This is a genomic window from Bacillus canaveralius, from assembly GCF_002860125.1.
GTDB classification, from domain to species: Bacteria; Bacillota; Bacilli; order Bacillales; family Cytobacillaceae; genus Bacillus_BJ; species Bacillus_BJ canaveralius.
This window is the reverse complement of sequence record NZ_PGVA01000028.1, coordinates 241,301-254,684: the sequence shown is the minus strand read 5'-3', so window position 1 is coordinate 254,684 and position 13,384 is coordinate 241,301. Positions and strand designations below refer to the sequence as shown.

General features: G+C 40.2%; 13 protein-coding genes. 4 read left to right on the top strand and 9 right to left on the bottom strand.

All coding sequences use genetic code 11. The annotated features are described in order from the left end of the window. Positions 1 to 73: 73 nt before the first annotated feature. Entirely contained in the window at positions 74 to 1,669 is a 1,596-nt protein-coding gene (locus CU635_RS13465; protein ID WP_101577956.1) for a multicopper oxidase family protein, read from the top strand. A 55-nt stretch (positions 1,670 to 1,724) separates the two neighbouring features. Here CU635_RS13465 and merA read toward each other — a convergent pair whose 3' ends face one another. The 3 genes from merA to CU635_RS13450 all read right to left on the bottom strand — a co-directional run bounded on the left by merA (position 1,725) and on the right by CU635_RS13450 (position 4,589). Next, complete coding sequence (gene merA, locus CU635_RS13460; RefSeq protein ID WP_101577955.1) at positions 1,725 to 3,365, bottom strand: mercury(II) reductase; 1,641 nt, start codon at positions 3,363 to 3,365, stop codon at positions 1,725 to 1,727. A 186-nt stretch (positions 3,366 to 3,551) separates the two neighbouring features. Beyond that, positions 3,552 to 3,950 carry a mercury resistance transcriptional regulator MerR1 gene (gene merR1 / locus CU635_RS13455; protein ID WP_101577883.1) on the bottom strand — a complete coding sequence of 133 codons (399 nt, stop codon included), beginning with the start codon at positions 3,948 to 3,950 and terminating at the stop codon, positions 3,552 to 3,554. Between the two features lie 201 nt (positions 3,951 to 4,151). Continuing rightward, complete coding sequence (locus tag CU635_RS13450) at positions 4,152 to 4,589, bottom strand: MarR family winged helix-turn-helix transcriptional regulator (protein WP_101577882.1); 438 nt, start codon at positions 4,587 to 4,589, stop codon at positions 4,152 to 4,154. A gap of 155 nt (positions 4,590 to 4,744) precedes the next feature. Here CU635_RS13450 and CU635_RS13445 point away from each other — a divergent pair, with 155 nt between their 5' ends. Together CU635_RS13445 and CU635_RS13440 are read left to right on the top strand one after the other, a co-directional pair. Then, complete coding sequence (locus CU635_RS13445) at positions 4,745 to 6,241, top strand: ATP-binding protein (protein WP_101577881.1); 1,497 nt, start codon at positions 4,745 to 4,747, stop codon at positions 6,239 to 6,241. Positions 6,242 to 6,433: 192 nt separating this feature from the next. Next, positions 6,434 to 7,666 (top strand): MFS transporter, encoded by a 1,233-nt coding sequence (locus tag CU635_RS13440; RefSeq protein ID WP_101577880.1) that lies wholly within the window; start codon positions 6,434 to 6,436, stop codon positions 7,664 to 7,666. Positions 7,667 to 7,746: 80 nt separating this feature from the next. On the opposite strand, the gene CU635_RS13435 is transcribed toward CU635_RS13440, so the two are convergent. Continuing rightward, a complete protein-coding gene (locus CU635_RS13435; RefSeq protein ID WP_101577879.1) occupies positions 7,747 to 8,268 on the bottom strand; it encodes a hemerythrin domain-containing protein in 522 nt (173 codons plus the stop codon). Positions 8,269 to 8,462: 194 nt separating this feature from the next. Between CU635_RS13435 and CU635_RS13430 the strand changes: the two genes are divergently transcribed. Further along, positions 8,463 to 8,801 (top strand): hypothetical protein, encoded by a 339-nt coding sequence (locus CU635_RS13430; protein ID WP_101577878.1) that lies wholly within the window; start codon positions 8,463 to 8,465, stop codon positions 8,799 to 8,801. Positions 8,802 to 9,077: 276 nt separating this feature from the next. Here CU635_RS13430 and CU635_RS13425 read toward each other — a convergent pair whose 3' ends face one another. The 5 genes from CU635_RS13425 to CU635_RS13405 all read right to left on the bottom strand — a co-directional run bounded on the left by CU635_RS13425 (position 9,078) and on the right by CU635_RS13405 (position 13,383). After that, positions 9,078 to 9,455: a four-helix bundle copper-binding protein gene (locus tag CU635_RS13425; protein ID WP_245917463.1), complete on the bottom strand. Its 378-nt coding sequence runs from the start codon at positions 9,453 to 9,455 to the stop codon at positions 9,078 to 9,080. A 318-nt stretch (positions 9,456 to 9,773) separates the two neighbouring features. Further along, positions 9,774 to 10,067 (bottom strand): metal-sensing transcriptional repressor, encoded by a 294-nt coding sequence (locus tag CU635_RS13420; RefSeq protein ID WP_180956511.1) that lies wholly within the window; start codon positions 10,065 to 10,067, stop codon positions 9,774 to 9,776. Positions 10,068 to 10,788: 721 nt separating this feature from the next. Next, positions 10,789 to 11,073: a ferredoxin family protein gene (locus CU635_RS13415; RefSeq protein WP_101577876.1), complete on the bottom strand. Its 285-nt coding sequence runs from the start codon at positions 11,071 to 11,073 to the stop codon at positions 10,789 to 10,791. Continuing rightward, a complete protein-coding gene (locus CU635_RS13410) occupies positions 11,073 to 12,368 on the bottom strand; it encodes an FAD-dependent oxidoreductase (RefSeq protein ID WP_101577875.1) in 1,296 nt (431 codons plus the stop codon). The genes CU635_RS13415 and CU635_RS13410 overlap by 1 nt, the downstream gene beginning before the upstream one ends. Continuing rightward, the gene (locus CU635_RS13405; protein WP_101577874.1) at positions 12,361 to 13,383 is read right to left on the bottom strand and encodes an electron transfer flavoprotein subunit alpha/FixB family protein; all 1,023 of its coding nucleotides are present in this window, start codon (positions 13,381 to 13,383) and stop codon (positions 12,361 to 12,363) included. The genes CU635_RS13410 and CU635_RS13405 overlap by 8 nt, the downstream gene beginning before the upstream one ends. Position 13,384: the final 1 nt, after the last annotated feature.

The window sequence follows — 13,384 nt, the reverse complement described above, 5'->3', positions numbered from 1 at the left end:
TGGCAACATTAAATTCATAGTTTCTGCAAGATTATCTTCTAATCTTAAACAGAAAAATGATGGAGGTGCTTCTATGAAGCTTAAGTTTATGTTATTAATGTCGTTTGTCATTTTAATACTGGCTGCTTGTTCTACTGCTCAAAATGGAGATCGCAGCGAGAGTAATAAAAAGGAAACAGAAACAACTGGCCAGGCGAACGAAACGAAAGGATTAAAAACTGCTAATTTTGAAACGCTTACGGGCAATGAATTTACTCTTGTCGCAAAGGAGGCGAACCATCAATTAAACAAGGAAACAAGCGTAAACGCCTGGACGTTTAATGGTTCCGTCCCGGGCTCGCAAATTCGCGTCACGGAAGGAGAACAGGTAAAAATCACCCTCAAGAACGAACTTCCCGACCCTGTGAGCATTCACTGGCACGGAATCCGAGTGCCAAATGAAATGGATGGAATCCCTGGTGTGACACAAAATGCGGTCCAGCCGGGAGAATCGTTCACGTATGAATTTACGGCTGCCGATCCTGGAACATATATGTATCACACCCATCAGGAAGCAGTTAATCAACTGGATAAGGGACTTTACGGCTCCTTTATAGTCGAACCAAAAGAGAAAACATATGACCGTGATTATAGCCTTATGCTTGATGAATGGATGAGCAATCCTGAAGAATCAGCATCTTCAATGAGCGGAATGGAACATGGCAACATGAGTGGAATGGATCACAGCAATATGAGCGGAATGGATTCAAGTGGACAAAGCAGTGGTGACAGCAGCCAAAATGGGCAAGCTATGGGACATAATATGGCCAATTATGATATTTTTACGATTAACGGAAAAAGTGGAGATTTAATAGAGCCCCTAACAGTCAAAGAAGGAGAAAAAGTCAGAATCCGCTTGGCGAATATCGGATTTTTGTCCCATAAGATTCATCTGCACGGCCATAACTTTAAAGTAGTCGCGATAGACGGACAAGAACTGAACGAACCACAGGAATTAAAGGACCAGTTAATCGCAATTGCTCCTGGTGAACGGTACGACATTGAATTTACCGCAGACAATCCAGGGGAATGGTATCTTGAGTGTCATGGGGACATGGAAGGTACAGATGGCATGAAAGCAAAAATTCAATACGAAGGCACTACTGAGTCGAAAGACCAAGCCAATCAAAATGAAAGCCTATCCGAATTTTCCTTTATAAACTACGGTGGTGCGAAAAACGGAGAATTTAAGTTATACCAACAGTATGATGTAGAGTATACTATGGACCTTAATACACAGATGGATCGTGAAAATATGGTTTTTACAATCAACGGAAAAACATTCCCGGATACAGAAAGTATTGATGTGAAAAGCAGTGATCTGGTTAAAGTAAAATTGGTCAATAATTCTAAGGTTGACGTTCATCCAATGCACCTGCATGGACATTTCTTTCAAGTTTTGAGCAAAAACGGCGAGCCTGTGCAAGGTTCACCAATTGTAAAAGATACGATTAATCTAAATCCAGGTGATGAATACGTTGTTGCTTTTAAAGCGGATAACCCTGGAAATTGGCTTTTCCACTGTCATGACCTGCACCATGCTACGGCAGGAATGGTGAATATAGTCAAATATGATGGGTATCAGCCAAACTTCACACCCGACCCTGATGCAAATAATAAACCTGAATAACTTGTGAAAACAGCGGCCGATATTCCTGTTGTTAGGAATATCGGCTTTTTGAGACTCATACTGCACAACAAGACAATTTTGATACATCTTTATCAAACGTAATGGCGGCTAATTTCAATCCTTCTGCCATTGTTAAATATGGAGCAAGAGTTTCTCGTAGATCTTCTACTGTCAAACCGAATTTTACAGCTAATGTTGCTGCATAGATAACCTCTCCTGCGTTTTCCGCAACTATATGGACCCCTAACACTTTTAATGTTTTTGCATCTGCTACTAATTTAAAAACACCTGTCGTTTCTCGATTAACCAAGGCTCTTGGTATCGCATCTAACGACAAAACTGATGTTTTGATTTTAAAACCTTTTTCTTTTGCTTGCTGTTCAGTTAAACCAACCGTTGCAATCGATGGAGTAGTAAACGTTACACCTGGAACTACCTTTAAATTTATTTTTCGATTTAGACCTCCGATTGCATTACGCGCAGCAATTCCGCCTTGATAAGCAGCGACATAAACAAATTGCGGACCAAGAGTTACATCTCCGGCTGCGTAAATTCGGGAATTCGTCGTTTTAGAATACTCGTCAATGACGATTTCACCAAGAGAACCAACTGTAACACCTGCTGCTTGTAAATTAAGAGATTCTGTATTTGGTTTTCTTCCTGTTGCAACAAGCAATTGTTCTGCCTCAATTATTCGCTTTTTGCCATTTATCTCTACATGAACTTTTTTTATGTCTCCATCTTGTTCTATGCTTTCATATGTTGCGCCTGTAACTAAGTTGATTCCTTGTTCTGTTAAGGCCTTCGTAATTGCCTCTGATATTTCTGGATCGTATTCTTTCAATAGACGCTCGCTTCTTTGAATCAAAGTGACTTCTGCGCCCAGGTTATGAAATAGTTGTCCCAATTCCAATCCGATATATCCAGAACCAATCACCGCAAGACGCTTTGGAACTTTCTTTAATTCAAGTAATGAAGTGCTTGTTAAATAATCTACTTCAGTTAATCCTGGAATAGTGGGAACAGATGGAGAAGCACCTGTCGCTATTAAAAATCGTTTTGCTGTTATTTGCTTGCCATTAACTTCAACTGTAATTTCATTTACAAATTTAGCTTCTCCTTTTATTAACTCAAAACCGTAAGCGTCAATTAGATTCACATATTTTTCATTTCGAAGTTGACTTACTAATTCATTTTTTTGTTTTACCAACAGGGCTAAATCAACATCTGAAGCTGAAGTGTGTAATCCTATAAATGGATTATTTTTTGCTAAATGATTGATTTCTCCTGCTCGTAATAAGGTCTTAGAAGGAACACAGCCGATATTAACGCATGTTCCACCCACCGTCCCTCGTTCGATCATAGCAACTTTTGCGCCATAACCGACTGCTTCAATGGCAGATGAAAAAGCGGCCCCACCAGAACCAATAATGATATAGTCATAGTCACCTTCATTACCTAAGTTCACTTTTACCAGGGGATGTATTTCTTCAACTTCTCCTGGTTGATACTTTGCTTCAACAATCGCTTGTTTGGCTGTTCCAACCTCTACGTCATTTGGTAGCTCAAATAAAGCTTCCCCTTTGCGAAAATCAACTTCAACATTCTTTGCACCTATATTATCTAATGCAACTGAGACATGTTGCTCGCAACCTGAACAGGTCATTCCTTGAACATTAACTCGATATTTTTTCAATTTTAAATCCTCCTCTACTCCAAGCCCTAGCTCTAACACCTTTGTTGTAATAGCCTTTATAGCCGTTTTTTTATCATTAATGTAACTGTTACCTTCCATCAGTAGAACCACATGACATGGACATATGAATAATGCGAGTAGAAACCAAACATGGCCTGATAATGTGTCTCTCATAATGTTCTTTTCTTATTTTCCCATTACTGTTTCAATAATGGGACATGCATAAATATCTTTGTTTTCAGGGCATCTTTCTTTTAGGTTAATGAGCATTTGTTCAATTCTTTTAAGATCTTGAATTTTGCGTTGTATGTCTTCTATCTTAGAAACAGTAAAGTCATACATATCACGGCACTTTGCTTCATCCCGATCGACAACACCTAACAATTTATCAATTTCATTTAGGGTAAATCCCAATTCCTGCAAACGTTTAATGAAATTTAATCGGTCGAAAATCCGTTCTGAATACATTCGGTATCCTGAATCCGTACGTTCAGGTTCTGGAATTAAACCTATACGTTCATAGTATCTAATGGTCTCTTTGTTAACATCACACTTCTTGGCCAATTCTCCTATAAGTAATTGCATTTGTTTCACCTCCTATACAGTATAAACCCTGTACTTAGGTACAGGGTCAATATATAGCTTACTTTTTCTCATTAATAATAGTCAGCGAGCAGTTTCTCGTAAGAATCTATTTGAATATTAAACGAAACCCGAATTTTATGAGCATAAAAAAAGACTGCCTCTAGTGGCAATCTTACAACTCTTTTATACAGGGACCCGTGGTTAGTATTTCGCGACGGGTAGTCCGATCTTTTTTAGCAATTCGATTGCTGTTGCTTTTTCCTCTTCGGAAAGAACGTCCATAAGCTCATGGATCCTTGCTTCGTGTTCGGGAAAAATAGCCTCGATGAATTCTTTGCCTTTATCCGTAATAATCGCATACGTAACCCTGCGGTCATTCGGGCAAGCGGCACGATTTAAAAGACCTTTTTGTTCGAGTTTATCGACGACATATGTTATGCTTCCGCTTGCAAGCAAAATTTTACCGCCTATTTGCTGGAGCGGCTGCTGGCCTTTATGGTATAAAAGCTCCAGAACAGCAAATTCAGTCGGGTTTAATCCATTCGCCTGGATTGCTTTATTGACCTGCTCATTAATCGCTTTATATGCCCTGGAAAGAACGATAAATAGCTTTAAGGATTGGTTAACTTCAGAATTCATGTAAATCTTCCTTTATAAAAAGATATCTCGACTTCAAACTAAATTATAGAAAAATTTCGGGATGGTGTCAATAAATCCAGATAAAGGCATAGTGCTAAATACCCTTAATTAAGTTATAATTTAATTGCCTATAAGCACTTAAAATAGAGGTGTCTATGCCAAAACTTAATAAAAATGCGTTGCTATATTTGTTGATCGTTATACTGCCCAGTATGTTAGGAATCTTTTTACAAATATATAATCTCATCCAGAAAGATTACGAACATCGAAAGGCTGATACCCAATGGATTGCATCGATCCATCAAAGAACCTGGGATCAGCTAATTACTGAAACCGTGACGAGCCTGGATATTATTGCAATTACGCTTAAAAGTATGATCGATTCCCCGCAAGAATTAGAGCCATTGCTCCAGCAAGTACACCAAAAAGACCCTCGCTATGGGGGCCTTTATTTACTGAATGAAGAAGGAACGGTTGTTACCGGATCTCAATCACTGCTCGATCATGTTGATTATTCCTCCATGGAGTATATTAGAACTGCCATTAATACGAAGGATACGGTTATATCCGACCATCAGGAAACTCTTGAAAATGGTCAAACCGTGATTGGCCTGGCTGCACCCGTTATCAATGAAAGAAATGAACTAAGTTCGATACTTGTTGCCCATTTAAGGGTTGACTATATTGAAAATGTTATGAGAGTGTTGACACCTGACACAAATCTTTTAATTGTCAATGGACAAAGCCACATTATTATGAATTTCAATGGATCTGACAAGACGAGCTCAACTGCAAACGAGTGGTTGACAATGCCAATTGAGCGGCTTCCATGGAGCATTAAAGCGGAAATTCCCGACTTTGACTGGAAGAATACAGGAAAGGAAATGGTCGCATTAATAGCTGGGACCCTGGTTTTTTTCCATATTCTTTTCCTTCTAATTAAGTGCTATCTATTAAAAAAACAAACAGCAAAAGAAAAAGCGCAAATTGAAGCGCAAAAGCTTGAGCTGGTAGGCTCACTCGCAGCCAGTACAGCCCATGAAATCCGCAACCCCCTTACAGGCATTAAAGGGCTTGTCCAGTTGTTGGGCGAAAAATACCGTGATCCGAAAGACCTCTACTATTTTTCAATCATCGATGAAGAGATCAACCGCATTAATGAAATCGTCAGTGAATTTTTGATTCTGGGTAAACCGACCGCCCAAAAGAAAGATATGATCGATATAAGGTCAGTTTTTACCGAACTGAAGCCGATCATTTCTTCCGAAGCAAATCTTCATAACATTAGATGTTCTTACTATTTGCCAAACACTCCATTGCCGGTTGAATGCACAAAGGACCAAATGAAGCAGGTAATTTTGAACCTTTCAAAAAACGCTTTTGAATCTATGAAAAATGGCGGTGATCTTGAAATTAATATGATGCAAGAACAGGAAACTTGCAAAATAGAGATTATCGATACCGGTTCAGGAATTTCTGAACAAGCGCTCAACAGGGTTTTTGACCCTTTTTATACATCAAAGGATATGGGAACAGGCCTCGGCCTTGTGATTTGCAAAAAAATAGTGCAATCCTTTAACGGCACGATTGAAATTACCAGCAAAGAGAAGCAGGGTACTCAAGTTTCAATTATCCTTCCGCTTGCTGAGTAAAGGGAAGAGCTTTGGGAATATGGTCCAATGCTCTTCTTCTTTTTGTTTAGTTTATTTGCTTGTTTATTACATATAAATTTCGAGAATAGAAACAAAATCATTTTTAAACAATTGATAATCTTGTAATATAGAAGAAAGAATAAAAAATGGTACTTTTATAAATTTATACAGTCATATAAAAGGAGATACTCCATGAGCCAATCTGCAATAGCTGCAAGCATGTCGCCACGTGACCGTGCGAATACTTCATACAAAATATTAATTATTATCGGAATTTGCCATTTATTGAATGACTCGATCCAGGCTGTTGTTCCAGCGATGTTCCCGATTCTGGAAAGATCGATGGGGCTCAGCTTTACGCAGCTTGGCATGATCGCTTTCGCTTTGAATATTGTATCGTCGATTATGCAGCCGCTCGTTGGAATGGCCACAGATAAAAAACCAGCGCCCTTCGCGCTGCCGATCGGGCTTTCCTTTACGCTTTTCGGCGTTCTTGGCCTTGCTCTTGCACCCCGGTTTGAATTGGTTGTCCTGTCCGTCTTGTTCATTGGCCTTGGATCTGCTGTTTTCCATCCAGAGGGATCAAGAGTTGCTTATATGGCGGCCGGGGCACGCCGGGGGCTTGCCCAATCCATTTACCAGGTTGGCGGCAATTCAGGCCAGGCCCTTGCCCCGCTTATTACTGCGGTCATTCTTGTCCCGCTCGGCCAAATCGGTGCTGCCTGGTTTACATTAGTTGCAGCGGCCGCGGTCGGATTATTGATCTATATTGCCAATTGGTATTCCGGCATGCTTAAAGTTGAACGTTCTTTCAAAAGCAAGCAAAGCAGCAAAGATAGCACAGCTGGGAACGGTATTCGCAAAGGTGTCTGGGTTTCACTCTTGTTGATTTTGTTTCTAATCTTTGCCCGCTCCTGGTACATTTCCGGGATCACCAATTTCTATGCATTTTTCGCAATCGAAAAATATTCACTATCAATTAAAGAAGCTCAAATTTTCCTATTTGCTTTCTTAATCACCGGTGCAATCGGTACATTTTTCGGGGGGCCGCTTGCCGACCGGTTTGGCAAGAAAACGGTTATTTTAGTTTCGATGATCGCCACCGCCCCGTTATCATTGCTGATCCCGTTTGTTCCGCCTTTTGCAGCATTCTTGCTGCTTGCTTTAAGCGGACTGCTTCTGATGTCGAGCTTTTCTGTCACGGTTGTTTACGCCCAGGAGCTCGTGCCGGGAAAAATCGGGACAATGGCTGGCTTGACGGTCGGCCTGGCATTTGGAATGGGGGCGCTTGGATCGATCGGGCTCGGCTATTTAGCTGATCTCATCGGGCTTTCACAAACGATCATTTTCACCGGATTTCTTCCATTGCTCGGTTTGCTGGCCTTCTTCCTTCCTTCCGATCAAAAGTTGGAGCAGTGGAATTAAGGAATATATGCTCGTCTCCGGATTTTGGTATAAAAAAGAAAACAGGATAGGAGGAAAAGTCCTTCTACCCTGTTTTTTTATTATGATTGAACCCTTGCATACAGCAATTCTTTTTCTTCCTTAGTAAACAAATTCTCCGCCATTGGATACAGCACATTTTCTTCTTTTGCGAAGTGGTCCACTAGTATTGAATAAGCTTTTCTAATAAATGCTGTACATGCATGCATTTCCTCTGTTGATAATGGACCGTCACCCTCAGTTTTGTTAAGAAAGCCGCGAATCATTGATTTGGCCTGCTCATGCTCATGTTCCATGACTGCAATTGGACCCGTTCCCTTACCAAGATAAACTTCCATCATTTTAAACAGAATACCTTCTTCTTTTTCTGAGTGGCGCTCAAGCTTACTAAAAAATGCTTTTACTTTTTCAGTTAAAATCGCAAATACATCCTGTTTTTGGTCTGAGTCTTCAACTTTTTTGGATAGCTCTACAAGCTCATCAAGCAACTGAATCAACGGCGGATGTTCTTCCTTCAACAAAGCTAATCCTTGTGACAACTCGACCGGCTTACGGTTTGCAAAAGCACCCATACAACCTTCCATCAACAATCTCTCCTTCGACAATCACAGTTATTATGATCAGTATAAGCGGCCGCTTCTCTAAAAGTTGTGACGCCAATCACAATATCGAAAAGATCAAACTAATTTTCGAAAAATTTTAACAAATAAGTTGCTAATTTTTATTGATTTTCACATATAATAGAAGCAAATAAGATCGATGAAATGGAGGGATTATAGTGGTATATGAAAATTATCGCGACTTTTACCAGAAATCGCTAATACAAATTGGACCCGAAGACTTAAATTCTTTAAAAGAAACCCTTCCCATTCCCGGAGACAAAATCACCCATTGGCTCATAGCCTTAGAAGGCGAACCGGACCAGAAAAATTATTATCAGTGGAAAGTGGCAGTATATCCAGCAGACTGTGAGGGAAGCTTTGATTGGTCGAGCCGATTTTACACATCAGCGGATTTTAACTGCTTCCATAAAGCTTGTGACTTCGCCCGGAGCCTTGAGCAAAACGGCAAAAACGACAAACTCTCCTCATTAACCCCGTTTGAACAAATAAGCTAACCTAACCTCTAATCCATTCCTTCCCCTCTTTTTCGAGACGTTTGTGAAGTTACATACATATAGTGGTAAACTTATAATCATTCAAATTGTGAATAACTCTTCACTAAAACTCTTCACTTACAGCAAATAATATGATTGCAATAACGAGAACAATTCCTCCTGCTGCAACTAACGGAACCAATGCTTCATTTTTATTAATTATAAGTAGAGGGTGTCCCAAAATCCAATCTTTGGGACACCCTCTTTATTTGTTTACATGAAAACTTTTTTGATTGCTTACATACTCTCCAGCCGGGATCTTGCAAAAGCCCGGCATTGTTGGGCACAATGCAAGCAAATTTGTGCACATCTTTGTGAATGAGAATCTGGAAACTTTAAGCATTCGTTTCCACAAATTTCACAAATATGGGCACATAATTCGGCAACTGACTTTTCCACATAACTGTTTCTTGCGATTAATTTCGCTGACAATGTGCATATATCTGCACAATCTCGCAATAGAAGCAGTTGGTTTCTTCTGGCATGAACATCGCTCATTCGCAGCACCATAGTCCCCATATGTTCACAAGTTATTTCACAATCCTGGATTGTCTTCACCAAGCCCATGTGTTCCATATGAGTAGATTTAAATTTCGCATAATCCATACTTTGCATAGCATTTCCTCCCCAATTTTGTTATTAGCCGTAACAGTCGTATCATATGGTTTCCGCATTCACCAAGTGTAGGTAAATGCCCAAGAAATGTTTGCATATTTTCTGCAAATTTACAGCAGATTTTACTGATTCCCGCAAGCGGCATAAAGAACCTAAAATGTTTCCCTTAAAAATATGATTAAGTTTTAAGGCGGAGTGCTAATCCAGCCACAATAATACGGAAAAGTTACCCGCATGTCAGGCACAATCGCTGCATAAAAGCGGGCAGTGAACAATAAAAATAAAAGCCCTGGCAGGAATTTTTCAGCCAGGGCTTTTTCATATTTTTAGTATTCTGTTAAAGGTAATAAACAGCTTATTTAACTCTTCCTCGTTGTCTTTTTCAATTTGCTCAGCCAGACATTTTTTCATTTTTTCTTCGAAAAGAACGAATACTACACTTTTTAAGGCAGCCTTGGAAGCGATAATTTGAAAGATAATATCCTCAAAGTCTTGTTCTTTTTGAATTAAGCATTTTATTTCTCGAACATTTCCTTCAATATTGCTTAAAGTGTCCACCAGCTTTTTTTTGGATGTTGGATCTAAACAGTGAGGTTTTTCAAGATTAAGCATCTCCATTATTTAACCTCCTTGTTTTATTAATACATGCCCGTTATTTGCAGCTATTTTATCAATGATGATGCTTTGTCGTTGCAGAGTGGTTATGTGCGGAATGGTTATGGCCAAACAAGTGTATTAAGCCTTTAACCAGTAATGATGTCTTTTCCATTAGAAACCCTCCAAAATATAATTTTATTACATTTATAAAATACTATACCCCCGGTAAGTATATCAACTATAAAAAAACCTATTGTTTACTTTTTGAATATACAATTCATATTTTAGACATATTTACGGAGGAAATTTTAATTGCATCTTACGGTTCGGTGAAAGCACTTAAGTACTGTTTTGATTCTGTTTAAATTGAACTTTAAATCCAGTGTCTACCTGTTTGTTCTTAAGATAACGATGAAATCTGCAGGAAATGCAAGTTTTCACCTCTCTCTTTTTTGATTAGATTCATCTATGTTAGATTAGAGATTAATAATGAGGAAAAACTGAATTAAAACTAAGAAAAAGATAAGAATTACCACTACTGAAAGATTATAATCCTTTTAGACTCCATTTTGAAATTTTGTAATTAGCTATTATGATGGTTTATTTGTTGTTATATCAAAAGTGTTGCATAAAATTGTTAAGTCCATATTAAGAAAAAAATTATGCTTGATAACTAAAAAACGATGCTCGGACCCGCATCGTTTTTTTCCTTTTATATAAACACTAATTTCATTGGCTATGCCATTCTAAAAACGATTCCGTGTCCGCCTTTTGGATATTCCCAGTGGATATTTTGGTATGGACAGCCGATTCGGCAGCTCCCGCATTCATGACACCCTTCGTATCCGACCTGCATCCTTGTTCCTTCCCATTTGTAAACCTCGGCAGGACAGAAAACGGTACAAATTTTATCAGGACATTTTGTCATGCAAATATCGTGGTCCATGACAGTTAAATGGGATTTCGTATCACACTTAAAGCGAATTAAGTACTGTTTTTCTTCAATCGTTTTTGTGGACATTATTTCACCGCCTTCCAGGCACGATAAATGTCTTTCAATACATTAAATGTTCCTTTTTCGTTTCTGACACTGCGGATAATTTCTTTCTGCTTATCCCTTTTTGGGGTTCCGTCAACAGTAAACATTTTGCTTGCGACCCGGTTCATCATCGGGACGTATTCACGCAAATATTGCGGATGGTTCTCAAAGGTGTGGGTTGCATCTTTATATTTTTCTAAATCTTTAATAATAAAGCTGTTATAGAGGGCTTCCCGATACTTATTTAAACTCGATGCGCTAAAATCATTTCGCTGCTTTGCTTCGACAATAGTCTCTGCCGCCATTTTTCCGGAAGCCATTGCCATATTTGAACCTTCACGATGGATAGCATTCACAAGCTGGGCTGCATCCCCTACAACGACAACACCGTCTCCGGCTACTTTAGGAACGGAATGATATCCGCCTTCCGGGATTAAATGCGCTAAATATTCGGCAGATTCCCCTCCCTCCAGAAAAGGCTTCACCATTGGATGATTTTTTAAATAGTCAAGCAGGTCATAAGGCTTTAATTTAGCTTTTATCATGCTTGACAGAGTGGTTCCGACACCGATATTCAAACTGTCTTTGTTCGTGTATAAAAAGGCAGTCCCCAAATTTCCCTTTGTTGCATCCCCGAATATTTCAATCGTACAGCCCTGGTTTTCTGAAAGGTTAAAACGGTCATTAATCGTTTCCTTAGGAAGATTAATGACTTCCATCACAGTCAAGGCCACTTCATCAGGACGGAATTCCTTATGGAATCCGAGCTGCTTGCCGAGCAGTGAATTGACACCGTCGGCAAGCACGACAACATCGGCAAATACTTCTCCATCCGGGCGGTCTGTTCGAACACCGATCACTTTTCCATTTTCAACAATACATTCTGTTACAACCGTCTCGGTAATGAGCAGGGCTCCTTCTTCGACAGCCTTTTGGGCGAACCACTGGTCAAATTGGGCACGCAGAACTGTAAAATTATTATATGGCTCCATTCCCCATTCGAGACCTTTATAGCCAAAAGAAACAACCGATTCTTTATCCATCATCCAAAAACGCTGCTCGACAACCGGTCTTTCCAATGGTGCTTCCTTCCAAAACTCAGGAATAATCTCTTCCATTTGTTTTCGGTACAGGACACCGCCCATGACGTTTTTGCTTCCCGGGTATTCTCCCCGTTCAATCTGCAAAACGTTCAAACCGTTCTTTGCACACGTATAGGCACATGCTGTTCCAGCCGGTCCGGCTCCGACAATGATTACATCAAATTTCTCAGGCATAACTGATTTCACCGCCCTTTTCTTTTGTCATCTGTTTAAACTGTTTAATCAATTCAGGCACGATGACATGTGCATCCCCAACGATTCCATACGTTGCCACATCAAAAATTGGCGCTTCTGGATCTTTATTAACCGCGATAATGAACTCCGAATTTTTCATGCCAACAATATGCTGGATCGCCCCTGAAATACCGATTGCAAAATAAATTTTCGGCGTTACCGTTTCGCCTGTCTGGCCGATTTGCTGATGATGGGGAAGCCAGCCTGCTTCAACTACATCCCTGGTCCCACCAACACTGGCACCAATCGTTTCCGCCAGCTCATGAATCAGCTGAAAGCCTTGTAGATCACCCATTCCTTTTCCCCCGCATACAATGACATGGGCTTCCGACAGGCTTGCTGTTTTTGTTACGTCCTTCACAATTTGCAGCACTTTTGTGCGCATATCTTCTTCCTTAATTGAGATTTGTTCCTCAATGATCTCTCCTGTTCTCGATGGATCCTGCTCCAGTGCTTTCATGACCTTTGGCCTTACGGTTGCCATCTGCGGCCGGTGTTTTTTGCAGAGTATCGTCGCCATAATATTGCCTCCGAACGCTGGCCGGCTTGCTTCGAGCAGCCGCTTGTCGACATCGACATCGAGCATTGTCGTATCAGCAGTTAACCCTGTGCTTAAATCAGTGGCAACTGCACTTGCCAGGTCTTTTCCGTTCGGGGTTGCCCCGTACAGGAAAATCTCCGGTTTGTATTTCTCGGCAAGAAGAATAATTCCTTTCATATACGATTCAGTCCGATAAGTCTTCAATACCGGGTTATCAATAACATATACTTGGTCTGCCCCGTAGGAAATTACTTTCGGGCAGAGCCCTTTAATTCCGTCTCCGAGCAGCACCCCTGCCAGCGGTACTTCAAGCTTATCAGCAAGCTTCCTTCCGGCACCGAGCAGTTCAAGGGAAACTCCTTCAATGATTCCTTCGTTTTGTTCAATGAAGATCCAGACACCTCTATGTTCCATT

Excerpts from the sequence above, each read along its gene's own strand:
- CU635_RS13465 (WP_101577956.1), top strand. The coding sequence starts at position 74 with ATGAAGCTTAAGTTTATGTTATTAATGTCGTTTGTCATTTTAATACTG.
- merR1 (WP_101577883.1), bottom strand. The coding sequence starts at position 3,950 with ATGCAATTACTTATAGGAGAATTGGCCAAGAAGTGTGATGTTAACAAA.
- CU635_RS13450 (WP_101577882.1), bottom strand. The coding sequence starts at position 4,589 with ATGAATTCTGAAGTTAACCAATCCTTAAAGCTATTTATCGTTCTTTCC.
- CU635_RS13445 (WP_101577881.1), top strand. The coding sequence starts at position 4,745 with ATGCCAAAACTTAATAAAAATGCGTTGCTATATTTGTTGATCGTTATA.
- CU635_RS13440 (WP_101577880.1), top strand. The coding sequence starts at position 6,434 with ATGAGCCAATCTGCAATAGCTGCAAGCATGTCGCCACGTGACCGTGCG.
- CU635_RS13435 (WP_101577879.1), bottom strand. The coding sequence starts at position 8,268 with ATGGAAGGTTGTATGGGTGCTTTTGCAAACCGTAAGCCGGTCGAGTTG.
- CU635_RS13425 (WP_245917463.1), bottom strand. The coding sequence starts at position 9,455 with ATGCAAAGTATGGATTATGCGAAATTTAAATCTACTCATATGGAACAC.
- CU635_RS13420 (WP_180956511.1), bottom strand. The coding sequence starts at position 10,067 with ATGCTTAATCTTGAAAAACCTCACTGTTTAGATCCAACATCCAAAAAA.
- CU635_RS13415 (WP_101577876.1), bottom strand. The coding sequence starts at position 11,073 with ATGTCCACAAAAACGATTGAAGAAAAACAGTACTTAATTCGCTTTAAG.
- CU635_RS13410 (WP_101577875.1), bottom strand. The coding sequence starts at position 12,368 with ATGCCTGAGAAATTTGATGTAATCATTGTCGGAGCCGGACCGGCTGGA.
- CU635_RS13405 (WP_101577874.1), bottom strand. The coding sequence starts at position 13,383 with ATGGAACATAGAGGTGTCTGGATCTTCATTGAACAAAACGAAGGAATC.